Annotated in this window: 26 protein-coding genes and 3 tRNA genes; 18 read left to right on the forward strand and 11 right to left on the reverse strand. The window is 65.8% G+C overall.

Going from position 1 to position 23,896, the window contains the following annotated elements; genetic code table 11:
- Nucleotides 1-5: 5 nt before the first annotated feature.
- From QRM95_RS07935 to QRM95_RS07950, 4 genes are all read right to left on the reverse strand, one after another.
- Nucleotides 6-1,466: a C40 family peptidase gene (locus tag QRM95_RS07935; protein ID WP_285247257.1), complete on the reverse strand. Its 1,461-nt coding sequence runs from the start codon at nt 1,464-1,466 to the stop codon at nt 6-8.
- A gap of 208 nt (nt 1,467-1,674) precedes the next feature.
- Complete coding sequence (locus QRM95_RS07940) at nt 1,675-2,133, reverse strand: metallopeptidase family protein (protein ID WP_285247258.1); 459 nt, start codon at nt 2,131-2,133, stop codon at nt 1,675-1,677.
- A 9-nt stretch (nt 2,134-2,142) separates the two neighbouring features.
- A complete protein-coding gene (locus QRM95_RS07945; protein ID WP_285247259.1) occupies nt 2,143-3,123 on the reverse strand; it encodes a DMT family transporter in 981 nt (326 codons plus the stop codon).
- 90 nt (nt 3,124-3,213) lie between these two features.
- A complete protein-coding gene (locus QRM95_RS07950; RefSeq protein WP_285247260.1) occupies nt 3,214-4,230 on the reverse strand; it encodes a PHP domain-containing protein in 1,017 nt (338 codons plus the stop codon).
- Nucleotides 4,231-4,394: 164 nt separating this feature from the next.
- Here QRM95_RS07950 and QRM95_RS07955 point away from each other — a divergent pair.
- The 9 genes from QRM95_RS07955 to QRM95_RS07995 all read left to right on the forward strand — a co-directional run bounded on the left by QRM95_RS07955 (nt 4,395) and on the right by QRM95_RS07995 (nt 9,448).
- Nucleotides 4,395-4,467, forward strand: a tRNA-Glu gene (locus QRM95_RS07955).
- 91 nt (nt 4,468-4,558) lie between these two features.
- Nucleotides 4,559-4,632: transfer RNA gene (locus QRM95_RS07960), tRNA-Asp, on the forward strand.
- 48 nt (nt 4,633-4,680) lie between these two features.
- Nucleotides 4,681-4,756, forward strand: a tRNA-Phe gene (locus QRM95_RS07965).
- Between the two features lie 659 nt (nt 4,757-5,415).
- Complete coding sequence (locus QRM95_RS07970) at nt 5,416-7,008, forward strand: glycoside hydrolase family 68 protein (protein ID WP_285247261.1); 1,593 nt, start codon at nt 5,416-5,418, stop codon at nt 7,006-7,008.
- A 185-nt stretch (nt 7,009-7,193) separates the two neighbouring features.
- Nucleotides 7,194-7,640, forward strand: coding sequence for an Asp23/Gls24 family envelope stress response protein (locus QRM95_RS07975; RefSeq protein WP_285247262.1), 447 nt, complete (start codon nt 7,194-7,196; stop codon nt 7,638-7,640).
- The gene (locus QRM95_RS07980; protein WP_285247263.1) at nt 7,637-7,828 is read left to right on the forward strand and encodes a hypothetical protein; all 192 of its coding nucleotides are present in this window, start codon (nt 7,637-7,639) and stop codon (nt 7,826-7,828) included. Before QRM95_RS07975 ends, QRM95_RS07980 begins: the two co-directional genes overlap by 4 nt.
- Nucleotides 7,825-8,205 carry a hypothetical protein gene (locus QRM95_RS07985; protein ID WP_285247264.1) on the forward strand — a complete coding sequence of 127 codons (381 nt, stop codon included), beginning with the start codon at nt 7,825-7,827 and terminating at the stop codon, nt 8,203-8,205. The genes QRM95_RS07980 and QRM95_RS07985 overlap by 4 nt, the downstream gene beginning before the upstream one ends.
- Nucleotides 8,202-8,840 carry a hypothetical protein gene (locus tag QRM95_RS07990; RefSeq protein ID WP_285247265.1) on the forward strand — a complete coding sequence of 213 codons (639 nt, stop codon included), beginning with the start codon at nt 8,202-8,204 and terminating at the stop codon, nt 8,838-8,840. Before QRM95_RS07985 ends, QRM95_RS07990 begins: the two co-directional genes overlap by 4 nt.
- The gene (locus tag QRM95_RS07995) at nt 8,837-9,448 is read left to right on the forward strand and encodes a hypothetical protein (protein WP_285247266.1); all 612 of its coding nucleotides are present in this window, start codon (nt 8,837-8,839) and stop codon (nt 9,446-9,448) included. Before QRM95_RS07990 ends, QRM95_RS07995 begins: the two co-directional genes overlap by 4 nt.
- A 37-nt stretch (nt 9,449-9,485) precedes the next feature.
- On the opposite strand, the gene QRM95_RS08000 is transcribed toward QRM95_RS07995, so the two are convergent.
- Nucleotides 9,486-11,285, reverse strand: a complete 1,800-nt coding sequence (locus tag QRM95_RS08000) for a glycoside hydrolase family 13 protein (RefSeq protein ID WP_285247267.1) — start codon at nt 11,283-11,285, stop codon at nt 9,486-9,488.
- A 139-nt stretch (nt 11,286-11,424) separates the two neighbouring features.
- Here QRM95_RS08000 and QRM95_RS08005 point away from each other — a divergent pair, with 139 nt between their 5' ends.
- The 5 genes from QRM95_RS08005 to QRM95_RS08025 all read left to right on the forward strand — a co-directional run bounded on the left by QRM95_RS08005 (nt 11,425) and on the right by QRM95_RS08025 (nt 16,084).
- The gene (locus QRM95_RS08005; protein WP_285247268.1) at nt 11,425-12,714 is read left to right on the forward strand and encodes an ABC transporter substrate-binding protein; all 1,290 of its coding nucleotides are present in this window, start codon (nt 11,425-11,427) and stop codon (nt 12,712-12,714) included.
- 7 nt (nt 12,715-12,721) lie between these two features.
- Nucleotides 12,722-13,759, forward strand: coding sequence for a carbohydrate ABC transporter permease (locus QRM95_RS08010; RefSeq protein WP_018763098.1), 1,038 nt, complete (start codon nt 12,722-12,724; stop codon nt 13,757-13,759).
- Complete coding sequence (locus QRM95_RS08015) at nt 13,756-14,655, forward strand: carbohydrate ABC transporter permease (protein ID WP_018763099.1); 900 nt, start codon at nt 13,756-13,758, stop codon at nt 14,653-14,655. Before QRM95_RS08010 ends, QRM95_RS08015 begins: the two co-directional genes overlap by 4 nt.
- The gene (locus QRM95_RS08020; protein WP_285247269.1) at nt 14,652-14,903 is read left to right on the forward strand and encodes a hypothetical protein; all 252 of its coding nucleotides are present in this window, start codon (nt 14,652-14,654) and stop codon (nt 14,901-14,903) included. Before QRM95_RS08015 ends, QRM95_RS08020 begins: the two co-directional genes overlap by 4 nt.
- 128 nt (nt 14,904-15,031) lie before the next feature.
- Nucleotides 15,032-16,084: a LacI family DNA-binding transcriptional regulator gene (locus QRM95_RS08025; protein ID WP_285247270.1), complete on the forward strand. Its 1,053-nt coding sequence runs from the start codon at nt 15,032-15,034 to the stop codon at nt 16,082-16,084.
- Between the two features lie 7 nt (nt 16,085-16,091).
- Here QRM95_RS08025 and QRM95_RS08030 read toward each other — a convergent pair whose 3' ends face one another.
- Entirely contained in the window at nt 16,092-16,982 is an 891-nt protein-coding gene (locus QRM95_RS08030) for a DUF8083 family protein (RefSeq protein WP_285247271.1), read from the reverse strand.
- Between the two features lie 34 nt (nt 16,983-17,016).
- Nucleotides 17,017-17,823 (reverse strand): exodeoxyribonuclease III, encoded by an 807-nt coding sequence (locus tag QRM95_RS08035; RefSeq protein ID WP_285247272.1) that lies wholly within the window; start codon nt 17,821-17,823, stop codon nt 17,017-17,019.
- A gap of 162 nt (nt 17,824-17,985) precedes the next feature.
- Here QRM95_RS08035 and QRM95_RS08040 point away from each other — a divergent pair, with 162 nt between their 5' ends.
- The 4 genes from QRM95_RS08040 (at nt 17,986) to QRM95_RS08055 (ending at nt 21,643) form a co-directional block, all read left to right on the forward strand.
- A complete protein-coding gene (locus tag QRM95_RS08040; protein WP_285247273.1) occupies nt 17,986-19,098 on the forward strand; it encodes an enoyl-CoA hydratase/isomerase family protein in 1,113 nt (370 codons plus the stop codon).
- Complete coding sequence (mmsB, locus tag QRM95_RS08045) at nt 19,091-20,095, forward strand: 3-hydroxyisobutyrate dehydrogenase (RefSeq protein ID WP_285247274.1); 1,005 nt, start codon at nt 19,091-19,093, stop codon at nt 20,093-20,095. The genes QRM95_RS08040 and mmsB overlap by 8 nt, the downstream gene beginning before the upstream one ends.
- The gene (locus QRM95_RS08050; RefSeq protein ID WP_285247275.1) at nt 20,092-20,868 is read left to right on the forward strand and encodes an enoyl-CoA hydratase; all 777 of its coding nucleotides are present in this window, start codon (nt 20,092-20,094) and stop codon (nt 20,866-20,868) included. Before mmsB ends, QRM95_RS08050 begins: the two co-directional genes overlap by 4 nt.
- 112 nt (nt 20,869-20,980) lie before the next feature.
- Nucleotides 20,981-21,643, forward strand: a complete 663-nt coding sequence (locus QRM95_RS08055) for a DedA family protein (protein WP_285247276.1) — start codon at nt 20,981-20,983, stop codon at nt 21,641-21,643.
- Nucleotides 21,644-21,652: 9 nt separating this feature from the next.
- Here QRM95_RS08055 and QRM95_RS08060 read toward each other — a convergent pair whose 3' ends face one another.
- From QRM95_RS08060 to QRM95_RS08075, 4 genes are all read right to left on the reverse strand, one after another.
- Nucleotides 21,653-22,438, reverse strand: coding sequence for a MerR family transcriptional regulator (locus QRM95_RS08060; RefSeq protein ID WP_285247277.1), 786 nt, complete (start codon nt 22,436-22,438; stop codon nt 21,653-21,655).
- Between the two features lie 52 nt (nt 22,439-22,490).
- Nucleotides 22,491-22,826, reverse strand: coding sequence for a hypothetical protein (locus tag QRM95_RS08065; protein WP_285247278.1), 336 nt, complete (start codon nt 22,824-22,826; stop codon nt 22,491-22,493).
- Between the two features lie 124 nt (nt 22,827-22,950).
- Entirely contained in the window at nt 22,951-23,154 is a 204-nt protein-coding gene (locus QRM95_RS08070; RefSeq protein ID WP_009357211.1) for a cold-shock protein, read from the reverse strand.
- Between the two features lie 166 nt (nt 23,155-23,320).
- Entirely contained in the window at nt 23,321-23,896 is a 576-nt protein-coding gene (locus QRM95_RS08075; protein WP_285247279.1) for a TetR-like C-terminal domain-containing protein, read from the reverse strand.

Below are 23,896 nucleotides of genomic sequence, written 5' to 3' on the forward strand. Positions count from 1 at the left end.
GCGGCTCAGTAGCGGGCGGCGTACGGGTAGAGGTCCATTCCCACCATGGAACTGATGCTGGAGACGGTGATGCCTTCCTGCGGATTCAGCGCCTGAACCACCTGGCCGTTTCCGAGGTAGATGGCCACGTGGTAGAAGTTCGGAGCCGAGCCCCACACCAGGAGATCGCCGCGGCGCGCCTGTGAGATCGGGACGTGGACAGGGGCGGCAGCGTACTGCTGCGATGCTGTGCGCGGGAGGTACTTTCCGGCGGCGGCGAAGGCGTTCTGCACCAGGCCGGAGCAGTCAAAGCCGTAAACGCCGGTGCCGCCCCACTGGTAGTAGTACGGTGCGCCAACCTTACCCAAGGCGACGGAGATCGCTGTTTCGTAGGTGCCTGCGCCGGTCGACGGGGGCACCGGAACGGGTGTCGGCGCCGGGGCCGGTGCGGGGTCGGCGGGAGCAGGGGCCGGTGCGGGCGCAGCGGGGGCCGGGGCCGGGGCCGCGGGAGCGGGTGCGGCTGGTGCCGGAGCTGCAGGCGGCTGGGCTGGAACCGGGGCCGGGGCCGCCGGCGCCGGTGCGGCAGGAGCAGGTGCCGCGTCCCGGGCCGGTGTGTTCCGGGCCGGGGCGTTCTGCGCAGCGGACTGGTCCTGTGACGCTTGGTCCTGAGCCGCTTTGTCGGCAGCGGCAGACAACGCCGCAAGCCGCGCTTCTTCACGTTGCCTGTCAAGGGCATCCACCCGGGCCGATTCCAGCGCAACGGTGGTGTTGCGGAGCTGCGCCAGCTGGTCCACCAGGATAGTCCGCTGCGCCTTCGCGTCGGACACGGCCTTGGCCTGAGCGGCGTTGGCTTCTTCGGCCTGGGACTTTCGCTGCTCGGCGGTTTTCGCGGCATCGTCAGCGGCCTTGGTGGCATCGTCGGCGGATGCCGTCAGGGAGCGGTACGCGGTGGCCGCGGCATCCGCAGCTTCAAAAGCGCGGCTCCTGCTGGCGGACAGTGCTTCGAGCGTGGCGGCCTGCTGCAGGCTGTCCCCGCCGCTGGCCAGGGTTCCGAGCGTGGGGTTCAATCCGCCGTTGCGGTAAAGGTCTCCGGCGAGTTGCCCCACCTGTTTCCGGTTTTTGTCCAGCTGCTCCTTCGCGGACGAGGCACGGGCGGAGGCCGCGGACGCAGCCTGGGTGCGTTGCTGCAGCTCCACCAGCGCTTCGCTGTAGGAGTTGTTTGCCTGCATCGCCACGGCGAAGGCCGCCTGCTGGGCCGTGGACGCGTCCGCAAGGATGCGTTCGATCGCGGTGACCTGGTCCGCCGTCGCGGTTTCGCTGGCTTTTGCCGCAGCAATATCTTCCGGGGACGGGATGTCCGGCGATGCTGGGACGGACAGCGGCGCGGAAGGCGCCGGTACGGCTGCTGCGGGTGTTGCAACGGAGGCAAAGAGTACGACGGCGGCGCACAGCACGGCCGTTTTGCGGCCGGATCCGGATAAAACCATGTGCAGAGACCTCGCAACAATTGAGCTGGGAGTGAGGTTCTGGATGCGGCACGACGGTGCCCCTCAGTTGCTCGCCAGCAGTCCGAGGTTACGTGACTCGCTGCACATTGGCAACAGCAGTCACAGCAATAACATAAACCACAAGAATGTCATTCGTGGTGGTGGTTAAGGGGGCGTGTCGCGGAATCGGTCGCACGCCGGAGGCGGCTCAGCCCCAGCCCAACTCGTGCAGCCGGGCATCGGAGATGCCAAAGTGGTGGGCGATTTCGTGCACCACGGTCACCGCCACTTCGTGGATCACGTCATCCCGGGACTCGCAGAGCTCCAGGATGGGTTCGCGGAAGATGGTGATGCGGTCCGGCAGGGAACCGGCATCCCACCACGAGTCGCGTTCCGTCAGCGGTACCCCTTCATAGAGTCCCAGCAGGACGGCGTCCGGATCTTCCCCGGGTCCGGGAACATAATCGTCTTCGATGAAGACGGCCACGCTGTCCATGGCGCGGGCCAGGCGGTCCGGAATGCTGTCCAGGGCATCCTGGACGGCGGCCTCGAACTCGTCCGGAGACACGGCGAATCCGGCGGGCGCGTCCGCAACCGGTTCCTTAGGGGTTGCTCCGTCCGGACTCGAGGGGACAATCGGCAGGCCCGGTGGCAGGCTGGCTGGCATAGGTCGACTCTAGCCCCGATGCGGGCGGCGGCGCCCGCCGGACGCCCGGGTCCGGCGCCGGGTCAGGCCGACGCCCACGAGGCACACCAAGCCACCCGCCAGTCCCCAGGCGGTAGGAATCTCGCCCAGCAGCAGCCAGGAGATGAGGACGGTGGTTCCGGGCACCAGGTACGTGGTGGCGGCCAGCTTCCCGGCATCCACCAGTGACAACGCGTAGGCCCATGTGGTGAAGGCGATGGCGGTGGGGAAGACCCCCAGGTACACCAGCCCCCAGGTGGCCTGCGGCGGAGCTGCCTGTACTTCGGCCGCGAGCTGCCCGGCGAAGGGCAGGCAGCACAGGGCCCCCACCACGATGCCGAACCAGGTGGCCTGGGCCGCGGGGAACTTCCGCACCACCGGCTTCTGGATGATGACGCTGACTGCGGCGAGCACCGCGGCAAGGAGGCACAGCGCCACGCCGGCAAGGTCCGGCGTCGTGCTCCCGCCCGGGGTGCGCGGCTGCCCGGAACCGATGGCAATCATCGCGACACCGGCGAAGGCCACCGTACTTCCAATCAGCAGCCAGCGTGGAAAACCTTCCTTGAGGAAGATGCCGGCCATGATCGCCACCAGGATGGGATTGACGTTGATCAGGAGGGCGCTGGTCCCTGCGTCCAGGATGTGCTCGGCGGCGTTCAGCGCCACGTTGTAGCCACCGAACCACATCACCCCGTAGGCGAGGATGGGCAGCCACTCCCGCCCCCGGGGCGCCATGCGGCTCCTCAGGAGTTGCGGCAGCACCAGGAAGGCCAGGACGACGGCGGCAACCGCCAGCCTGCCCAACGTCAGGGAGCCGGGGGAGAAATACGGTCCGATCGCGCGGATTCCCACGAATGCCGAAGCCCACAGCAGCACGGTGACCGCCATTGCGGCCACGCCGAGGGCCCTCACCGGGGCGGCTGCGGGAGCTGGGGGAGTGAGTGCTTCGGGTGCGGGGCTGGATGAGGGCATGAACCAAATGTAGCGGCGGCGGTGGCGCCCGGCTGGCGGGATCGGACAACGAGGTACGGCGGTGGGGACTCCCCGATGCCCGATGGGGCTCTAGGGTGATGCGGCCCAGGCCAGCAGCCTGTCCGCCGGCCAGGTGGTGATGATCCGCTCAACGGGAACGTTGTTTCGGGCCGCCCGTTCGGCACCGTACTGCAGGAAATCCAGCTGCCCGGGTGCGTGGGCATCGCTGTCGATCGAGAACAGGCAGCCGGCCTCCAAAGCCAGCTGGATCAGGGCGTCGGGCGGGTCCTGCCGCTCCGGACGGGAATTGATCTCCACGGCGACGTTGTGCTCAGCGCAGGCGGCAAAAACTTCCTTGGCATCGAATTCCGACGGCGGCCTGGTCCCTCGCGAGCCCTCTACCAACCGGCCGGTGCAGTGGCCCAGGATGTTGGTCCGGGGGTCGGTGATCCCCCCGAGCATCCGCGTGGTCATGGTCTTGCGATCAGCACGCAGCTTGGAATGGACGCTGGCCACCACGATGTCCAACCTGTCCAGCAGCTCCGGTTCCTGGTCCAGCTCTCCCGATTCCAGGATGTCCACCTCGATGCCTGCCAGGAGCCGGGTGGGTCCGCCCTTGCCATTGATGCCCGCCACCACGTCCAGCTGGTTGCGCAGGCGTTCGGGCGAGAGGCCGTTGGCGATCGTGAGGTTGGGGGAGTGGTCCGTCAGGGCCAGGTACTCCCTGCCCAGTACCTCCGCGGCGGCCACCATCAGCTCAATGGGGGAGCCGCCGTCGGACCACTCGCTGTGGCTGTGGAGGTCGCCGCGCAACGCCTCCTGGATGTCCGTGCCGCCGGCCGCCAGTGGCTGCGCGCCCTTCTCCCGAAGGTCCGCCAGGTACTCGGGCACTTGTCCGTCCACGGCCTCCCGGATCACGGTGTAGGTCCGGTCGCCGATCCCCTTCATGGACTTCAGCCGCCCGGACAGCGCGCGGGACGCCAGTTCGTCCGGATCCAGCGCACCGATGCTGGCGGCAGCCTTGCGGAAGGCCTGCACCTTGAAGGTGGCAGCGCGCCCGCGCTCCAGCCAGAAAGCAATCTCGTTGAGGGCTGCGACGGCATCCATCCGTCCATCTTGGCCCCTGCAATGGCGGAATGGCGGTGTTTTTGGCCGATTTTGGATAATTCCTGCGAAGGCCCTATAGTTGTTGAGTCCAGTTCGGAGAAACGCAAAGGACAAAGACGGAAAGCCTCGCTTGACGCCTTTTATTTTGTGCCGAACGGGTTCTGGCCCCCATCGTCTAGCGGCCTAGGACACCGCCCTTTCACGGCGGCGGCACGGGTTCGAATCCCGTTGGGGGTACGCAAGGAACTGGTCAGGCAGGCTGAAAAAGTCTGGTAGGCTGGAAGCCTTGAAAAAAGCGGTAGAGATACTGCGAAAGCAAGAAACGCAAGGCCCTGTAGCGCAGTTGGTTAGCGCGCCGCCCTGTCACGGCGGAGGTCGCGGGTTCAAGTCCCGTCAGGGTCGCTCTGATTGTTGGAAGCAATTCCGGCTCTCATGGTGACTAGTCACCTAGGCTCTGTAGCTCAGTTGGTAGAGCGTTCGACTGAAAATCGAAAGGTCACCGGATCGACGCCGGTCGGAGCCACCACTGGGAAGCATCAGTTCTTCGGAACTGGTGCTTTTCTTCGTTTAAGGCATGGAATCGTGTGCCATCCACGGGCATCCGTGCGACCCTCGCTTACGAGTCGCCAAGGGCCTATCCGGCGCGAAGGTGAGGGTGCACGGCCCGCATGAGGCGGGCCAGGAATCCCGGCCTCGAACCCTGCGCCCAAGTGTCCGGCATTGCCACCCATGCCTGGCGGGTTGAGCCGGCACTGCACGCGATTCCCCCTAACGGGCCCGCCGCAGGGCCGCTCTGGCCTCGGCTCAGCCAGTGGCCTGCGCAACATTCGCGCAGGTTGCAACAAAAAAATTGTCTTTGCCACGAAACATTTGACCTTCGCCAAACCGTTGTGGCACGCGCGCGCATTGGCTTGCGTAAGCGCTTGCACCCTACCCGCCGGTAGGTCTTTCGGGACGCTGAAACAGGGTTTGAAATGGCTGCGGAATGCCCCATAGCGTGGATCGCGGCGAGGGAAAGCATGCTTTCCATCTGCCCGGGGTCCTACCCAGGCCCTGCTGATTCCCGACACACAAAGGCGTCTCCGACGGCACCTGAGGTGTTGCCGGGGCCGCGGATGTTCTCGGGGCAATGGGCACATATGCCCGTCTTCCACGAACAGTTACAACTCCGCGAGAAGAGCAACAATGCACAAGCACCCCCAAAACCGGATGCTGCGGTGGCGCCCCGCCGCCGCAGCATTGGCCGCGGCCTTCGCCGCCTCCGCCTTCCTGGCAGTCCCCTCGGCACAGGCCAACGAGCCGTCCGACCCGCCCGCCGTGCAGCAAATGCCGGCACCCGCTCCAGGCTTCCCCCTCCCGACCGGACACACGCAGCAGGCGTTCGATCCGGCGTCGGACTTCACGTCCAAATGGACCCGTGCCGACGCCAAGCAGATCATGGCCCAGAGCGACGCGACCGTCACTCCCGGCGCAAACTCCATGAGCCCCGACGTCACCATGCCCGAGATCCCCCAGGATTTCCCCACCATGAACGACGACGTGTGGGTCTGGGACACCTGGTCCCTGACCGACGAGAATGCCAACCAGATCAGCTACAAGGGCTGGGATGTCATCTTCTCCCTGGTGGCGGACCGCCACGCCGGCTACGGCTTCGACCAGCGCCACTGGAACGCCCGGATCGGCTACTTCTTCCGCAAGACCAACGCCGACCCGGCCAAGGACAAGTGGAACTACGGCGGCCACCTGTTCCTGGACAACACCTCCATCGGCAACACCGAGTGGTCCGGCTCCACCCGCCTGATGCAGGGTGACCACGTCAACGTCTTCTACACGGCCACCACGTTCTACGACATCGCCCAGCGCAATGCCGGTGGCGGCGGGATTGCTCCCGATGCTGCGATCGCGAAGGCCCTGGGCAACATCCATGCTGACAAGAATGGCGTCACGTTCGATGGGTTCCAGCACACCAAACTGCTGGAACCGGACGGCAAGATGTACCAGACCAAGGCGCAGAACCCCGGCTTCGCGTTCCGCGACCCCTATACGTTCGTTGACCCGGCCCACCCCGGCAAGACCTACATGGTGTTCGAAGGCAACACCGGCGGCACCCGCGGCGATTACAAGTGCAAGGACGAGGACCTTGGCTACAAGCCGGGCGATCCCCACGCCGAGAACGTCAGTGACGTCCAGAACAGCGGCGCCTACTACCAGACCGCAAACGTTGGCCTCGCCGTGGCCGACAACAAGGACCTGACCAAGTGGTCCTTCCTCCCGCCGATCCTTTCCGCGAACTGCGTGAACGACCAGACTGAACGGCCGCAGATCTTCATCCAGAATGAGGGTGGGAAGAACAAGTACTACCTGTTCACCATCAGCCACCAGTTCACCTATGCAGCCGGTATGCGCGGTCCCGACGGCGTCTACGGCTTCGCGGGCGACGGCATCCGTTCCGACTTCCAGCCGATGAACAACAGCGGCCTGGCCCTGGGATCCCCGACGGACCTCAACCTGGCAGCCAACGCACCGGAGAGCCCGTCCGCTAAGCAGAACGGGCGGCAGTTCCAGGCCTATTCGCACTACGTGCAGCCCGGCGGCCTGGTGCAGTCGTTCATCGACAACGTCAACGGCGTCCGCGGCGGCTCGCTGTCGCCGACCGTGAAGATCAACTTCCGCAACGGCGTATCCCAGGTTGACCGCAGCTTTGGCCGGAATGGCCTCGGCCCGTTCGGCTACCTGCCCACCAACGTCAGGGTAGGCGGCGAGGGCCTCTACAAGTAGGCCGTTTTTGATCCACCGCCGGTAAATCCGGCCGTATACCGCCCAGGCGGGGATGTCCTTGGGGGCTTCCCCGCCTGGGCCTTTTCCGTCCGGGGGAAAAGCTTGGGCGCGGCGCCCCGCAGTGTTTCCGGCGCATCTGTCGCAGGCTGGGGATAGGGTGGAATCAACAGAAGGGGGAGTGCCTGATGGAATACCAGAACCCACAACCCGTGGTGCCAAACCGTCCTGCCGCCAGCCCGGTGACGGGTCCGGGGCCCGGGCGCACCGTAATCTCCGAAACCGCCGTGGCCAAGGTGGCGGGTATCGCGGCACGGTCCGTTCCCGGCGTCTATTCCCTTGGCTCGGGTCCGTCCCGCGCGCTGGGTGCCATCCGGGACGCCGTCGGAAGTTCGGACCATGCGGCCGGAGTCCACGCGGAAGTGGGCGAAACGCAGGTAGCCGTGGACATCACCTTGGTGGCAAGCTACGGGACCCCCTTGCACTCGCTGGCCAATGACGTCCGTGCCGCCGTTTACCGCGCGGTCGAGGAACTGGTGGGCCTGCAGGTCATCGAAGTCAATGTCGAGATCACGGACGTGTACGTGCCGCCGCCGGTCAAGCCGGCGGCTGTGGACCGGGAGGCGTTGCTGTGAACCTCACCGTTGCGGGTACGGCCATGGGCGCCTTCGTGGCCTTCATGTCAATGCAGTTCGGCTTGTGGGGATTCATCGTGTCCCTGCTCTTCATGGCTATCGGTGCCGTCCTGGGCCGCGCCGCCGAGGGGAAGCTGGATCTGCGCGGCGTGATCGATGCCATCATCGGCCGGCGTTCGTCCTCATGAGTTCACCAGCGCCCGTTGCGAGTGGGCAGGCGCTCAGCGGCCACAACCGGATCAGTACCCAGGCATTGACCAGCCTCGCCAAAGCGGCCGCCGCCCAGGCCCTGGGCGTCGAGGCGCAGGACGTGCGGGCGGATTGGACGGACGACGACGGCCTGCTGGCTTTGTCCCTCGTGGCGCCCATCGGCATCCCGCCTTTGGGAGCGGTTGTACTTGATCCCGCGCGGGTCCAGGCATCCGGCGGATCCATCTGGGATCGCACGGTCAAGGCCAAGGCAGTCATTCTGCAGACAGTCTCGGAGCTCAGCGGTTCCAGGCTGAGCCGGGTGGATATCCGCGTCAGCGGGGCAAAGATCAGTACAGGAGGGCGGGTGCAATGAGCGGCAGCGTGGAGAACCGCCGTGCAAAGGCAGGTTCCCGGGGCAGCGACGGGCCGGACATGCGCCGGATCACCTACCGCGAGACGCATTCAACGCGCGCCGCGGTCTCGGTCGTGGCTGCAGCCCTGGTCCTGGTGCTGGCTGCTTACGGCGTCCTCGAATCCGGTGTCCATGCCGTCGGGCAGCCTGCCTGGCTGATTGAACCGCAGGTGGCGGCCCAACGGATCGTGGACCTGCCTTCCGGCGTACCGCCGCTGCTGCTGGGAGCGATCGGCGGGGTGCTCGGCATGCTGGGCGTGATCTTTTTCCTCAACGGGATACTTCCGGGTCGGCGGGCGCGCCACCAGCTGGCCGGCGGCCGTCGTGGCGGGTCCTCGGCGGCCGTGGTGGACGACGAAGTCGTGGCGTCTTCGATCGCACGCCGTGCCCGGCTGGCTGCGAATGTCACGCCTGAGCAGGTCATGGTGGTGGTCTCCCAGCGCCAGGTCCTGGTGAACGTCCGGCCCACCTCCGGCGTTGCGGTGGACCAGGGCCGCGTCCTTGAAGCCGTCAGCGATGAATTGGACCAGATGCAGCTGCAACCGGCCCCCGTTGCCCGCGTCAACGTGGCCCCGTCCGGGGTGATCGGCGCATGACCAGCACCCCTGCGCTGCTGAACCGGATCCTCCTCACCCTGCTGGGCGTTATCCTGCTGACGGTGGGCCTGCTGCTGGTCTTGCTGGCAGCTGTGCCGGCAGCCGGTCCGTGGTGGCACGCCTGGGCCTCCGGGGCATGGGACGGCATCAACCAGGCTTTCAGTTCCACCCGTTTCCCCGGACAGCAGGAAAGCTGGCTGTGGATCGCGGTGGCCTTGGCGCTGCTGGTCCTGATGGGACTCATGGTGGCCTGGATTGCGCAGCAGGGAAAGGGCCGGGCCAACGTCCTTGCGGCCGAGTACGACCCCGGTGACGTTCCCGGCGATATCCGGATCGGTGGCGGCGTTGCCGAACAGGCACTCAAGCAGGCCCTCGAGGGGCGTCCGGACCTTGCCGGTTCCACCGTCACCACCTATGAGGTGAAAGGCTCGCCCGCGCTCAAGGTCAGGCTCCTGCCCCGACAGGGTGTGGCACCACACCTGTTGGCTGCCGAGGTATCAGGGCTCCTGGACGCCTTGGACGCCGTGGTGGGCAAGGATGTTCCGGTCCTCATCCACATCGGTGCGGGGGCGCGGACGCGCTTCAGCCGGGCTGAGCGCGTCCGCTGAACTGCATGCTGGCCCACAGGTCAGTCCTCCTGCCGGGTCAGTCCTGCAACAGGTAGACGGTACAGTCCACGGGAACTTCCCGCATTGCTGCCCGCTCGTTGGCCGGTTCAGGCCCGCTGGAGAGCGCTACGGTGTAACCGCCAGGCACGGGCGCGGAGGCGAAGCCCAAGTTGGACAGGACAATGACATCTCCGTTCCGGAATACCAGCAGCCCGCTGTCCGGCGCGTGCTCATCTGTCCACTCCACTGTTCCCTTGCCAAGGTGGTGCGCAGACCTGAACGCAATAGCGGCCCGGTAGAGCTCAAGGGTTGAACCTGCCTCGCCGTCCTGCTGGTCCGCGGCAAGGGGGCCGAAGCTTTCAGGCTGCGGGAGCCAAGGCGCCTGGCCGGAGGGACCGGCGGAGAACCCGAACCCCGGTTCGCCCTGGGCCCATGGCAGCGGGACGCGGCACCCGTCGCGGCCGATCTCGGCTCCCTTGGTCCTGAAGAATGTCGGGTCCTGCCTGGCCGAGTCGGGAAGGGTGGTGTGTTCCGGCAGCCCCAACTCCTCGCCCTGGTAGAGGTAGGCCGAACCCGGCAATGCCAGTGCAACCAGGGTGGCGGCGCGTGCGCGGGCGAGGCCCAAGGCAGCGTCCGGTTGTTCGTCGCCGGCACCAATGCCCTTCGGGAACGTGGTCGGATCCTTGAGTCCGAACCTCGTGCTGTGCCGGACCGTGTCGTGGTTGCTGAGCACCCAGGTGCACGGCGCGCCCACGGAAGCGGCCGCTGCCAAGGACGCGGTGATGGCGCCAGCCATCCGCTCGGCGTCCCAGCCGGCCAGCAGGAAATCAAAATTGAAGGCCTGTTGCATTTCATCCGGCCTGACGTACCTGGCCAGGCGTTCGGCCGGTTCAACCCAGGCCTCCGCCACCATCATCCGGTCCCCTCCGTATTCGGCCAGGACCCGGTTCCAGTCACGGTAGATCTCATGCACGCCATCCTGGTCGAAGAAGGGCGATGGCGGGTACATCGGTGAGACGGCCCGGTGCGGTTCCTCGGCATCGGTGTGGGCATGGGGAGCGTCTCCGGGCAGGTGGCTTTCCCTGCGCGGACCCGTTGTTCCTTCCACCATGGCCGCGGCTCCGTCCCAGTCAGGGAGGCCTGCCTCTTTGACCAGTCCGTGGGCCACGTCCACCCGGAAGCCGTCCGCCCCGCGGTCCAGCCAGAAACGCAGCACGGAGCGCATCTCCTCCTGTACTTCCGGGTTTTCCCAGTTCAGGTCGGGTTGCCTGGTGTCGAACAGGTGCAGGTACCACTGGCCGGGTGAGCCGTCAGCGTTGGTAAGGCGGCTCCATGCCGGTCCGCCGAAGATGGATTTCCAATTGTTGGGCGCCAGCCGGCCATCCCCCGATCCCGGCACCTCGTCTTTGCCGTCACGGAAGATGTACCGTTCCCGTTCCGGGCTTCCCGGGCCTGCCCGCAGCGCCGCCTGGAACCAAGCGTGTTCGTCGGAAGTGTGGTTTGGGACCAGGTCAACGATGACTTTCAGGCCGCGGCGGTGAGCTTCCTGCAACATCGCGTCGAAATCCGCCAAGGTGCCGAAGAGCGGATCCACCTGGCGGTAGTCGGCGACGTCGTAACCGCCGTCGGCCTGGGGCGACTTGTAAAAGGGAGAGAGCCAGACAGCGTCCACTCCCAGCTTTTCCAGGTAGGAGAGCCGCTGCAGGACGCCCCGCAAATCGCCCATTCCATCGCCATTGCCGTCGGCGAAGGACCGGGGGTAAATCTGGTAGACGACCGCGTCCGCCCACCATGCGGAGGGTACGGAACGGGGTACCGGAACGGACGGGTTGGGCATTTGGTTCCCCTAAGATAACTTTTTGATGTAAACGCTTGCATTCGAGACAGCAACCTTACTAGTGTGATGGTCACCACATCAACCTCACCTACAAGCGCACTGTCGACTTACTTGTCACTCAGCGAGGAGCTTCAAGCTAATGAAAACCCCGAGATTCCTGCTTCCGGCCGCCACGGCCGGCATTCTGGCCCTGACGTTGTCCGCCTGCGGTGGCGGCGGAGGGGGCACCACCGGTGGCGGGGGAGGCAGCGATGCTGACGCCAACCTCGACGGCCGCGGCCCCATCACGTATGTCCAGGGCAAGGACAACAGCAACGTCGTCCGCCCGCTCATTGACAAGTGGAATGCCGCGCACCCGAATGAAAAGGTCACCTTCAAGGAGCAGACCGACCAGGCCGACCAGCAGCATGATGACCTGGTCCAGCACTTCCAGGCCAAGCAGTCCGACTACGACGTTGTTGACGTAGACGTTGTCTGGACCGCAGAGTTCGCAGCCAAGGGCTGGTTGCAGCCGCTGAAGGACAAGATGGCGATCGACACCAGCGCCATGCTGAAGCCGACCGTGGACAGCGCCACCTACAAGGGCACCCTGTACGCGGCCCCGCAAACCTCTGACGGCGGCATCCTGTACTACCGCAAGGACCTGGTTCCCACGCCTCCCAAGACCTGGGACGAGATGATGAGCATGTGCTCCATCGCCAAGCAGAACAACATTGGCTGCTACGCCGGCCAGTTCAGCAAGTATGAAGGCCTGACCGTCAACGCTTCCGAGGCCATCAACTCGGCCGGCGGCTCAGTCCTGGACAAGGATGGCAAGCCCAGCGTGAACACGGCGGAAGCCAAGGCCGGCCTGGGCAACCTGGCCAAGGCCTACGCTGACGGGAACATCCCCAAGGAAGCCATCACCTACAAGGAAGAGGACAGCCGCCAGGCATTCCAGAGCGGAAAGCTCCTGTTCCTGCGCAACTGGCCCTACGCCTTCAACCTGATCACCACTGAAGGATCTTCGGCTGTGAAGGACAAGACCGGCCTTGCGGCACTCCCCGGCAAGAGCGGTCCGGGTGCATCCTCGCTGGGCGGCCACAACCTCGCCACCAGCGTGTACTCCAAGAACAAGGCGACCGCACTGGACTTCATGAAGTTCATGACCTCCGCGGAGACCGAGAAGTTCTACGCCACCCAGGGTTCCCTGGCTCCGGTCCTCGGCTCGCTGTATGAAGACCAGGAACTGGTTGCCAAGCTGCCCTACCTGCCGGTCCTGAAGACGTCAATCGAGAACGCCGTACCGCGTCCCGTAACGCCTTTCTACCCGGCTGTCACCAAGGCAATCCAAGATAATGCCTACTCCGCTATCAAGGGAGAAAAGACAGTGGACGCTGCACTTTCCGACATGCAGAACGCCATCCAATCCGCCGGTGCAGGATCGTAGTCCTGCCATGGCAACCGAACTAGGCCCGACGCCGGTTAAGTCACCGGCGTCGGGCGCTGCCCCTGTCCATCACGCGCCCAAGGGCGTAGGGGAAGACAACAGGATCGCAAGCCAGGGTCGCTGGGCGTCCTGGCTGCTCGCCCCGACCATCGTGGCCTTGGGCATTGTGATCGTGTACCCCATCATCAGCGCGATCGTGATGTCCTTCCAGAAGGACGCCGGCCTGGATCCCGCCACCGGCCTGTTCACGGCCGGCGGCTCGGCCGGCATCCAAAACTATGTCAACTGGCTGGCGCAACAGTGTTCCGCACCCGCCGGCGGTACCGTGGCCTGCCCGCCAGGCACCCTGGGCGGCCAGTTCTGGTCCGCCACTGCCACGACCTTCTTCTTCACCATCGTGACGGTGACGCTGGAAACGGTGCTGGGGTTCTGGATGGCCGTGATCATGGCCCGGACCTTCCGCGGCCGGAGCCTCGTCCGCGCGGCCGTCCTGGTGCCGTGGGCCATCCCCACGGCTGTGACGGCAAAGCTCTGGTTCTTCATCTTCGCTTTCGAGGGCATCGCCAACAAGCTGTTCAACACCACCATCCTGTGGACAGGCAGCGAGTGGCCGGCCAAGTGGGCCGTCATTATTGCCGACGTCTGGAAGACCACGCCGTTCATGGCACTGCTGATCCTTGCAGGCCTGCAGATGATTCCGGCCGAAGTCTATGAGGCGGCCAAGGTGGACGGTGCGTCCGCGTGGCAGCGGTTCCGGCTCATCACCTTGCCGCTGGTCAAGCCGGCGCTGATGGTGGCGATCCTGTTCCGTACCCTGGATGCGCTGCGCATGTTTGACCTCCCGTACATCCTTACCGGCGGCGCGAACAACACCACCACGCTGTCCATCCTGGTCATCAACCAGATCAGGCAGGGCTTCAATTCCGCGGCGGCGTTGTCCACCATCACGTTCATCATCATCTTCCTCGTCGCCTTCATCTTTGTCCGCTTCCTCGGGGCAAATGTGGTTGAGCAGAGCGGCGCAACCGGAAAGGGGAAGAAATGACCACGGCAACAGCAGACGCCACCGCGCTGCGGGCGCGTCAGGACAAGGGCCGCAAAACTGCCCAGAACCGGGAAAAGTGGGCCCAAGGCAGGACCTACATCAGTGCAGTAGTCGTCCTGATCTGGTGCCTTGCGCCGGCCTACTGGATGGTGGTCACCGCCTTCCGCGAGGTCGGGTTCACGTACGACACCTCGATCCTGCCCACCCATGTCACCATGGACAACTTCATCACCGCCTTCGATACGTCCTTCGGCAACAGGTTCGGACAGGCACTGCTGAACAGTGTGTTCATTGGCGGCGTGGTGACGGTGGTGTCTCTGGTGATCGGCGTGTTCGCCGCCTACGCCCTGGCCCGGTTGAATTTCCGGTTCAAGTACCTGGTGCTCGGTTTCATCCTGGGGGCTTCCATGTTCCCGGGCGTTGCCCTGATCACCCCGCTTTTCCAGCTGTTCACCAACATCGGCTGGATGGGCACCTACCAGGCGCTGATTATCCCCAACATCTCCTTTGTGCTCCCGCTGACGGTCTACACCATGACCTCGTTCTTCCGGGAAATGCCGTGGGAGCTGGAGGAATCGGCCCGCGTTGATGGCTGCACCCAGGGTCAGGCCTTCCGAAAGGTCATCATGCCCCTGGCGGCGCCGGCGATCTTCACCACGGCAATCCTGGCGTTCATTTCCTCCTGGAATGAGTTCCTGATTGCCAGCCAGCTCTCCAGCGACGCAACCCAGCCGGTGACAGTGGCAATCGCCAACTTCGCCGGTGCACAGCCAAACCAGATCCCGTACACGGCCATCATGGCCGCCGGCACCATTGTCACCATTCCGCTGGTGATCCTGGTCCTGGTCTTCCAGCGCAAGATCGTCGCCGGCCTCACGGCAGGTGCGGTCAAGTGACGGAGCACGGTTCCCGCCCCCGCACACCAGCGGGGGCGGGCAACCGCAGCCGGCTGGTCAGGTCGGGCGAGGATTTCGACATCATCATCGGTTTCCTTGGTTTTTGGGCAGTGGTCCTCCTGGCGGTCACTGTGTGGATGGAAATCACTGCGCAGCCGGCCATCGGCTGGGCATTGGGCCTGCTGGCAACCCTGCTCGCCCTGTACGGAATGGTGCGCCTGCGGCGTAAGCTCCCGGCCCGCAAGTAGGCGCATCCACAACAGCGGTCCCCGCCACAGTTACCACTGCCCGGCCGCGGAATGGAAAAATACGAGGCTTGGGGGTAAACGCAGGGCCAGCCCGGCCCTACGCCGCGCAGGAGTTATGAGGGGACACGGTGGCACGGACAACGGAAAGGTCCCAACGGGGCGGCCATAACGGCGTCAGCATCGAGGACGTGGCAGCGGCCGCCGGAGTCTCAACCGCAACCGTCTCCCGCGCCGTACGTGGTTTGCCCCGCGTTTCGCCGGCCACCAGGGAGAAGATCCTCGAAGTCGCTGGAAACCTGGGCTACGTGGCATCGTCCTCCGCTTCCGGCCTGGCGACGGGACGCACCAAGACCATTGGCGTCCTGGCGCCGTTCGTGAGCCGCTGGTTCTTCTCCAAGGCCATTGAGGGTGCGGACCGCGAGCTTCACGCCCGGCATTACAACCTCTCCCTGTTCAATCTCGGCGGCCACGGCAGCAACCGCGAGCGGCTCTTCAGCAAGACCATGGTCTACAAGCAGATCGATGCCCTGCTGGTGCTCTGTATGGCGCTCAGCCACGAAGAAATCGAACACCTGCAAAAAATCGACATTCCGCTGGTGGTGGTGGGCGGCCACGTCGAAGAGTGCCCCTACATCGGCATTGACGATTACGCGGCGGCCTCAACCGCGGTCCGGCACTTGATCGACCTGGGCCACCGGGACATCGCGTTGCTGCACGGCGACGACGAGACCGACCTTAACTTCGACGTTCCGAGGGTGCGTATCCTGGCGTTCAAGGACGTCATGGCCGCCGCAGGCCTTGCTACCCGGCCGGAATGGGACGAATGGGGCAACTTCACGGTGCGCAGCGGCCAGGAAGCCTTCCGCCGCCTTTGGTCAGGGTCCGGGCCAAAGCCCACGGCGATCTTCTGCGCCTCCGACGAAATGGCCATGGGGGTCATCTTCGAAGCCAACCGCCTCGGCGTCAACATCCCCGCCGAACTGTCAGTGGTGGGGATCGACAACCACGACTTCGCGGAGGCCATGGGCCTCACCACCGTTGGACAACGTCCGGACGAGCAGGCCGAACTGGCCACCAAGATGCTCCTGGACGAACTGGACGGGGACATCGGCTCCGTCCGGTCCGCCGTCGCGCCGCATGAACTGATCATCCGGCGAACCACCGCGCCCCCCAAGGGCTGAAACGGCCTCAGGAAGCGCGGGCAAGCTGCCGGATGGGGATCCAGCGCGAGGCGAGCCTGCGGTAGGCGGCCGCGGCGCCGGTCATGTCGCCCTCAGCCAGGCACTCGATCCCCAGCCTGATGTCCATGGGTGATTCGTCCGGGTACACCTTGTCTGCGACGGCACCGTAGTCCAGCTCCACCATGGAGTCCACGTGGAACAGCTCCAGCCATTCGGTCAGCTGTGCCAGGTCGTCAAGCATGTCCAGGTCCGGGGCGGCCAGCGCCAGGTTGGCCACGGCATAGCGGGCCCGCTCCAAGGCATCTGTGATCGGCGCCCAGACGCGGACCGTAAGGATGCGGCCGGCGGCTTCCACTACGTCCTTGCGGTCGGACTCCATGAACAGCGAGAACCAACTGAACGGGATGCCCCAGGTGGAGGCCCGCGTATGCACGCGGACGGATCCGTCCCGTGCCTTCATCAGGTCGATCCGCTCCTGGTGCCGGTCGCGCTGTTCCTCAGGGATCAGCAGCTCCGCCAGCGGGCCGTGGATCCCTTCCATCAGGGCATTGGCGGCCAGCCCGGCGCGCAGGACCAGCTGGCTGGGGCAGTACAGCAACACTGGCGCGGTGCCGGCGGCAGCGCCGTCGTCGGCCGTTCCACCGTCCGGTGCCGGCGCGGTGGTGACGCGCACCAGGTCGGTGCGCCCGGTGGGAAACGGGTCACCGCCGGAGCGGGTGATCCGTCCCAGCGAGGCCAGCAGTTCAGCGTTTTCGACGGCGGCACGGGACGCGGCGCGCTCGGCGGCGGCCTGGAGGGCAGGGCGTTGTTCCGCCGGAAAGGCGTCCAAGGGTTCGTAGACGCGGAGCGTCGAAGAAAATGGCAGGCCTGCCTGGCCCCGGTAGAGGTTTCCCGTCATGACGGTCTCCTTGGATGGGCGCAGGGGGCTGTCATCAGTCCGCCAGGTCTACCAGCACGGGTGCGTGATCCGAGGCGCCTTTGCCTTTGCGTTCCTCGCGGTCGATGGAGGCGCCGGTGACCCGGGCCGCCAAGGCAGGGGAGGCCAGGATGAAGTCGATCCGCATGCCCTCCTTCTTGGGGAACCGGAGCTGGGTGTAGTCCCAGTACGTGTAGACGCCCGGGCCCGGGGTATAGGGGCGCACGACGTCGGTGAAGCCGGCGGACTCGAAGGCATGGAACGCCGCACGCTCCGGCGGACTGACGTGGGTGTAGCGGTTGTTGACGAACAAGTCGATGTCCCAGACGTCGTCGTCGAACGGGGCGATGTTCCAGTCGCCCATCAAGGCGACCTGCGCCTGCGGGTTGTCCGTGACCAGGCCCTGGGCGTGCGTTTTCAGGCTTTCCAGCCACTTGAGCTTGTAAGGCATGTGTTCGTCGTCCAGTGAACGCCCGTTGGGGACATACAGGCTCCAGACCCTGACGCCGCCGCAGGTGGCAGCCATGGCGCGGGCCTCCTGGACGGGGTCCTTGCCGGCCTTGCCGAACGAGGGCTGGTCCAGGAACGTCCGCTCCACGTCCTCCAGTCCAACGCGGGAGGCGATGGCCACACCGTTCCACTGGTTGACGCCGAAGTGGGCAACCTCGTAGCCCATCCGTTCAAAGAGCTCCCACGGGAAGTTCTCGTCCTTGCACTTGGTCTCCTGGATGGCCAGGACATCGCAGTCGCTGCGCTGGAGCCAGGCTTCAACACGGTCGGCGCGGGCACGGAGCGAATTCACATTCCAGGTAGCTATCTTCACGGTTCCTAACTTACCTTGGGAGCCGTGCGCCGGGTAAAGCTTCCCGCCGGCCCGGGCGGTACCGCGCATGCGGTTGGTCCCAAGCATGACGCGGCGGGTATATTCGCAACCAGAATGACCTGGATCACTCATCCGGCCACCATGCGAAGGAGCAGCCAGCCGATGACCGCAGCCAAGGGAATGGATGGTGCCGCCGGCGACGGGCACCCGGAAGTACTGTTTGAACGCCGCGGCCGGCTGGGAGTGGTAACGCTCAACCGGCCTAAGGCCGTGAACGCACTCACCACCGGCATGGTGGACGTGATGCTCCGGCAGCTGACAGCGTGGGCCGGGGACCACGACGTCGCCACCATCCTGGTGCAGGGCGCCGGGGAGCGTGGCCTCTGTGCCGGCGGCGACATTGTGGCCATCTATGAGGACATGCTGCACGGCGGAACCCGGACGGCTGGTTTCTGGCAGGCCGAATACCGCCTGAACTCCCTGATCGCCCGGTATCCCAAGCCGTTCGTCGCCTTTATGGACGGCCTGGTCCTCGGCGGCGGGGTGGGGATCTCCGCCCATGGGAGCGTCCGGGTGGTTACGGAGCGGACCAGGATGGGCATGCCCGAAACCACCATCGGGTTCGCCCCGGACGTCGGTGGCACGTACCTGCTCTCGCACGCACCCGGCGAGGCTGGAACGCACGCTGCCCTGACTGGCGCGCATCTTGGCGCCGGCGATGCGGTGTTCCTCGGCCTGGCGGACCACTACATACCGTCAGGATCGCTGCCGGACCTGGCGGCCGCACTTGAGGACCATAGCCCGGAAGACGTCGTCGAACGGTATGCCGAGCCCGCCCCGGCCTCGCTGCTCGCCGGGCAGCGTGACTGGATCGACGCCTGCTACGCCTCGGATGACGCAGCCGGGATCGTCCGGAGCCTCCGGGAGTGGGCCGGGCCCGGGAAGGAGGGCGCGGCGGAGGCGGCCGACACGATTGAAGCGAAGTCACCCACCTCCGTCAAAGTCACCCTGGCGTCGCTGCGCCGGGCCGCGGCGTTGACCCTGGATGAAGCGCTGGCCCAGGAGTACCGTGCCGGGATCCGATTCCTGGCCGGTCCCGACTTCCGCGAAGGCATCCGCGCCCAAGTTGTGGACAAGGACAGGAATCCGCAGTGGAAACCGGCAACTTTGGCTGACGTGCTTCCAGGCCAGGTGGACAGGTTCTTCGAACCGCTCGAGGGCGGAGAGCTGGACCTGCATACGGAACTTGCACCCGAGGAGGCGGACCATGCCTGAGAAAGGAACCGTGGCTTTCCTCGGCTTGGGGCACATGGGCGGTCCCATGGCCGCGAACCTGGTCCGGGCCGGCTACGCGGTGGTTGGTTTCGACGTGGTGCCTGCCGCCGTCCAAACGGCACGGGAACATGGTGTGCCGGTCGCGGCCAGCGCGGATGGGGCCGTAGCCGGGGCCGACGTCGTGGTGACCATGTTCCCCAGCGGCGGACACGTCCTGGACGCCTACCGCGGCGACGCCGGACAACCCGGATTGTTGGCTGCGGCTCCGCCGGGCACCATGTTCCTTGACTGCTCCACCATCAACGTCGATGAGGCACGGGAAGCCGCGCGCCTGGCCGGTGAAGCGGGCCACCGTTCCGTCGACGCGCCTGTTTCGGGCGGCGTGGTGGGCGCCGAAGCAGCGACGTTGACGTTCATGGCCGGCGGCGAAGCGCAGGACTTCGAGTCGGTGCGGCCGCTCCTGGAGGTAATGGGCAAACGCGTGGTCCATTGCGGCGGCCACGGCGCGGGCCAGGCCGCCAAGATCTGCAACAACCTCATCCTGGGCGTTTCCATGATCGCGGTCAGCGAGGCTTTTGTCCTCGGCGAAAAGCTGGGGCTGAGCCACCAGGCCCTGTTCGACGTCGCCTCCGCGGCCTCGGGCCAGTGCTGGGCGCTCACCACCAACTGCCCGGTACCGGGACCCGTCCCCGCCAGCCCGGCCAACAGGGACTACCAGCCGGGCTTTACGGCGGCGCTGATGGCCAAAGACCTCAACCTGGCGGTCAACGCCCTCAACAGCACGGGAGTGGCGGGACAAATGGGGGCGCTCGCCGCCCGCATCTACGATACGTTTGCCGCGGAGGGCGGCGCCGGCCGCGACTTCTCCGCCATCATCACGGATATCCGCGGCAGCGCGGAACCGGCTGCCGCGGGCACCACGGCGGCGGCAATAGGAACGGACGCAACGGGCCGGAGCCGGACCACGGCAGCACACGACGACGGGAGCCCCGAATGACTGAATACGCCAACATCCTGGTGGAGCGACAAGGCAGGGTGGGGCTGGTGACCCTCAACCGGCCATCGGCGTTGAATGCGCTCAACAAAGCCACCATGGAAGAACTGGTCGCCGCCGTGACCGCGATGGACTCCGATCCGGGCGTAGGCGCCGTGGTGATCACGGGCTCGGCCAAGGCGTTTGCTGCCGGAGCCGACATCAAGGAGATGGCCGACCAGGGCTACATGGACATGTACACCGCGGACTGGTTCCGCGGCTGGGAGGACTTCACCCGGCTGCGGATCCCCACCATCGCGGCGGTGTCCGGGTTCGCCCTGGGCGGCGGCTGCGAGCTCGCGATGATGTGCGACCTCATTATTGCGGGGGACAACGCCAAATTCGGCCAGCCGGAAATCAACCTTGCCGTACTTCCCGGGATGGGAGGTTCGCAGCGGCTCACCCGCGCGATCGGCAAGGCCAAGGCCATGGACCTGATCCTCACCGGCAGGTTCATCGGCGCCGAGGAAGCGGACCGGTGCGGACTGGTCTCCCGGGTTGTCCCGGCTGAGGAAGTGGTGTCAGAGGCCCTCAAGGCAGCCGGGCTGATCGCCGCCAAGTCGAAGCCCGCTGCCATGGCTGCGAAGGAAGCCGTGAATGCAGCCTTCGAAACCGGGCTGGCCCAAGGGGTCCTGTTTGAACGGAGGCTCTTCCACTCGCTGTTCGCCACCGAAGACCAAAAGGAGGGGATGGCGGCGTTCGCAGAAAAGCGTGAGCCGCAGTTCAAGCACCGGTGACCCCGGGACGCGCTGTCCGGGACTTTGGGGCGCTCGACGAATTGCGCGGCCCGTATTGTGGACATGACGGGTAACAGACGTCCATGCCATGCCAGCGAACGGGGACAGACGTATGTGGACAACCATGACCGGTGCAGCCAGCCCCACCGACGGACTCACGGGCATCGTGGGCTTCGCCGCGAGGGCCATCGACACCCTGGGGGAATGGGGCGTGGGTGCCTTCACGCTCGCGGAGACGGTGGTGCCTCCCATCCCCAGCGAAGTGATCCTTCCCCTGGCCGGCTACCTTGCCAAGCAAGGCTCCCTCAACTTCCTCCTGGTCTTCGCCACCAGCACCCTGGGCGCCTACCTGGGAGCCCTGCTGCTGTACTGGCTCGGCGCCAGACTTGGCCTGGACCGGTCAATTCGGGGCCTGTCCAAACTGCCCCTGGTGGACCGCGAGGACTTTGAACAGGCCACGGACTGGTTCCGCCGCCACGGAAGGTCATCCATCTTTTTCGGCCGCCTGCTGCCGGGCATCCGCAGCCTCATCTCATTGCCGGCCGGCGCCGCCGCCATGCCGCTGGGAACGTTCAGCATCTTCACCCTCGCCGGCAGCGGGCTGTGGAACGGGGCCCTCATTGGCCTCGGCTACCTGCTGGGCACCCAGTACCAGCTGACCGAGAAGTACTCGCATTTCCTGAATTACGCCGTTTACGCGGCGCTGGGAGTTGCGGTTGCGCTGCTCATCATCCGGCGGGTCAGGAGGGGCAGGCGGGTCAGGGCCGGCCGCTGACAGGTGTCCCTAGAGATGCTTCTCCGCAAAAAAGCGCAGGGCGCTCCGCACGAAGGCTGCTCCGTCGGTGCCCCCATAGTTGGCGGCAAAACGCGGATCCGCAACATACATGTCAGCGAGTCCGGTGACATATCCCTTGATGTCGCCGCCCGCGGCCGCAGCGGGAGTTCCGGGAATGGACTGGAGCCAGGCCACGTGCCTGCGTGCCAGGTCCTGGGCCTCACGTCCCTCCGCCGGCATCCCTGAAGCGCCGGCCGCGATCCAGTCCTTGCCCAGCTCCTCCACCCTGGACTTCCATGCCTGCTTTTCCGCGGCGTCCATCCCCCGCCACCACGCATCAGAGGCCGCATAGGCGTCCTTGCCCCAGCGTTCCTCGACCTCCTCCCGGTACTGGGTATGGTCAAAGCCGTCAAACATGTTCTCAGCCATCAGTTGGCCTCCTGCCCTCACTGTTTCGATGGTTTGCCGCACGGACTGCGCTTGCCGGGCCAGCCGTTGCTGCTCCTGCCCCAGCCACTCAAGGTGGCGGGAGAGAGCGGCGACGGGGTCGGCCTGGCGTTGGAAGACTTCGGCGATGGCCGGCAGGCCCAGGCCCAGCTCCCGCAGCAAAAGGATCCGCTGCAGCTGAAGGAGGGCGGCGCCGTCGTAATAGCGGTAGCCGTTGCCGCCCACCCGGCTGGGCTTCAAGAGCCCAATGTCGTCGTAGTGCCTGAGTGTGCGGCTGGTGGTGCCGGCCATCCTGGCCACATCCTGGATGGGCCAATCCCTCAAGCCGTTGCCACGGATTTCTTCCATGCCCTTGAGCCTAGGGGTTGACGCTGCGTCAAGGTCAAGGGGACTTGTCCGCTTACTTGGCCGGACCGTTTCGCGGTGTCCGGTGCCGCGCCTGGGCCACAAGCCGTGTGAAGGCAAAGACAAAGATGGATTCAAACATCAGCATGAGGCCTACCAGCAGCCATTGCTGCCGGGTGATGAACACGACGCAACCCGTCAGGGCCAGGATGGTGCCCAGGGCCAGGGCGTAGACGGCAAAGCCGACGGCGACCCGGGCGCTGCGTACGCCCGTGCGGAATCCGAAGCCGTGGGGTTCGCCGCCGGGCTGGCCCGGGACGCGGTCGGGTGCAGCGGGACCGAGTCCGTCGAACTCGACCCACGGATCCTTGTCCTGATCCTTTCCGGTCATGGGTCAATTATCCCAAACCCGGCATGCGGCGAAAAACACCGCCGATGAAAAACAGCGGCCTCTCCAACATTCGTTGGAGGGGCCGCTGGACGGGGTCCCGGCAGTTGCCGGAGCCGCCGAAGACTTAGAGCGGGCGGATGTTCTCTGCCTGCGGACCCTTGGGGCCCTGGGTCACATCGAATTCGACCTTCTGGTTTTCGTCCAGTGAGCGGTAGCCGCTGGTGGCGATTGCCGAGTAGTGGGCGAATACGTCAGCGGACCCGTCATCGGGGGCAATGAAGCCAAAACCCTTTTCGGCGTTGAACCATTTAACTGTGCCTGTTGCCATGGCTGCATTCCTTCATGTGACTCTGATTCTCTCCCCGGAATCGTCCCGGGGTGCGCGGGAGTTAGTCCCCCACAGTCCCCAACGTACGGGGCTCGGGCCCCGGGTGCAAGGGTAGCGGCCATAATGTGTAGCCGGGGGAGCGCCGGCGCAAGTGGTGTGGCGTGGTTTAGGACTGCCGTGAGGATGCTGGCCCGGTGTTAAGCAGCAGGCTGATCCGGTCCTGAACATTTAGCTCAGTAGCGGATTCGTGGTTGAAGAGGATGCGGTAAATCACCGGTGCCACCACCACGTCTATGATGTCGCGGGCGGCCGGTGCTGCCTCGCCGCGTGCCTTTGCCAGCCGCCGCAATTCCTCGACGTGGCCATTCATCAGTGCGAAGTAATCCCTGGTCACAGCGCCGTCTGCCAGCATGTCCCGCAGCACCTGGCGGCCCAGGTCGGAGGAGAACTCCTCCACGTAAGGGATAAACCAGGCCTCCATGTCGCCGCGGAGCGAACCGGTGTCCTCCACCTGCTCGGGGAGCATCTGGTTGGAGGCGACGGCGGCGAGCAGCCGGGGGAGGTCCCCCCAGCGGCGGTAGATGGTGGAGGAATTCACGCCGGCCCGGTCCGCCACCAGCGGGACCGACAGCGCGGTCCGGTCGCCGTCGTTCTCCGCCAGCAGGGAGCGCACGGCCTGGTGCACGGCCTGCTGGACGCGGGCGCTCCGGCCGCCGGGGCGGGGGGTCGCTGTCGTCATCAT

The sequence above is a fragment of the Pseudarthrobacter sp. efr-133-R2A-89 genome (genome assembly GCF_030209315.1).
Taxonomy (GTDB): Bacteria; Actinomycetota; Actinomycetes; order Actinomycetales; family Micrococcaceae; genus Arthrobacter.

Coding starts and splice junctions, on each gene's coding strand:
- QRM95_RS07975 (WP_285247262.1), top strand. CDS start 7,194: ATGGAATACCAGAACCCACAACCCGTGGTGCCAAACCGTCCTGCCGCC.
- QRM95_RS08000 (WP_285247267.1), bottom strand. CDS start 11,285: ATGCCCAACCCGTCCGTTCCGGTACCCCGTTCCGTACCCTCCGCATGG.
- QRM95_RS07990 (WP_285247265.1), top strand. CDS start 8,202: ATGAGCGGCAGCGTGGAGAACCGCCGTGCAAAGGCAGGTTCCCGGGGC.
- QRM95_RS08060 (WP_285247277.1), bottom strand. CDS start 22,438: ATGGAAGAAATCCGTGGCAACGGCTTGAGGGATTGGCCCATCCAGGAT.
- QRM95_RS08065 (WP_285247278.1), bottom strand. CDS start 22,826: ATGACCGGAAAGGATCAGGACAAGGATCCGTGGGTCGAGTTCGACGGA.
- QRM95_RS08010 (WP_018763098.1), top strand. CDS start 12,722: ATGGCAACCGAACTAGGCCCGACGCCGGTTAAGTCACCGGCGTCGGGC.
- QRM95_RS07935 (WP_285247257.1), bottom strand. CDS start 1,466: ATGGTTTTATCCGGATCCGGCCGCAAAACGGCCGTGCTGTGCGCCGCC.
- QRM95_RS07985 (WP_285247264.1), top strand. CDS start 7,825: ATGAGTTCACCAGCGCCCGTTGCGAGTGGGCAGGCGCTCAGCGGCCAC.
- QRM95_RS08055 (WP_285247276.1), top strand. CDS start 20,981: ATGTGGACAACCATGACCGGTGCAGCCAGCCCCACCGACGGACTCACG.
- QRM95_RS08070 (WP_009357211.1), bottom strand. CDS start 23,154: ATGGCAACAGGCACAGTTAAATGGTTCAACGCCGAAAAGGGTTTTGGC.
- mmsB (WP_285247274.1), top strand. CDS start 19,091: ATGCCTGAGAAAGGAACCGTGGCTTTCCTCGGCTTGGGGCACATGGGC.
- QRM95_RS08050 (WP_285247275.1), top strand. CDS start 20,092: ATGACTGAATACGCCAACATCCTGGTGGAGCGACAAGGCAGGGTGGGG.
- QRM95_RS08075 (WP_285247279.1), bottom strand. CDS start 23,896: ATGATGACGACAGCGACCCCCCGCCCCGGCGGCCGGAGCGCCCGCGTC.
- QRM95_RS07970 (WP_285247261.1), top strand. CDS start 5,416: ATGCACAAGCACCCCCAAAACCGGATGCTGCGGTGGCGCCCCGCCGCC.
- QRM95_RS08005 (WP_285247268.1), top strand. CDS start 11,425: ATGAAAACCCCGAGATTCCTGCTTCCGGCCGCCACGGCCGGCATTCTG.
- QRM95_RS07945 (WP_285247259.1), bottom strand. CDS start 3,123: ATGCCCTCATCCAGCCCCGCACCCGAAGCACTCACTCCCCCAGCTCCC.
- QRM95_RS08040 (WP_285247273.1), top strand. CDS start 17,986: ATGACCGCAGCCAAGGGAATGGATGGTGCCGCCGGCGACGGGCACCCG.
- QRM95_RS08015 (WP_018763099.1), top strand. CDS start 13,756: ATGACCACGGCAACAGCAGACGCCACCGCGCTGCGGGCGCGTCAGGAC.
- QRM95_RS07950 (WP_285247260.1), bottom strand. CDS start 4,230: ATGGATGCCGTCGCAGCCCTCAACGAGATTGCTTTCTGGCTGGAGCGC.
- QRM95_RS07940 (WP_285247258.1), bottom strand. CDS start 2,133: ATGCCAGCCAGCCTGCCACCGGGCCTGCCGATTGTCCCCTCGAGTCCG.
- QRM95_RS08030 (WP_285247271.1), bottom strand. CDS start 16,982: ATGACGGGAAACCTCTACCGGGGCCAGGCAGGCCTGCCATTTTCTTCG.
- QRM95_RS07995 (WP_285247266.1), top strand. CDS start 8,837: ATGACCAGCACCCCTGCGCTGCTGAACCGGATCCTCCTCACCCTGCTG.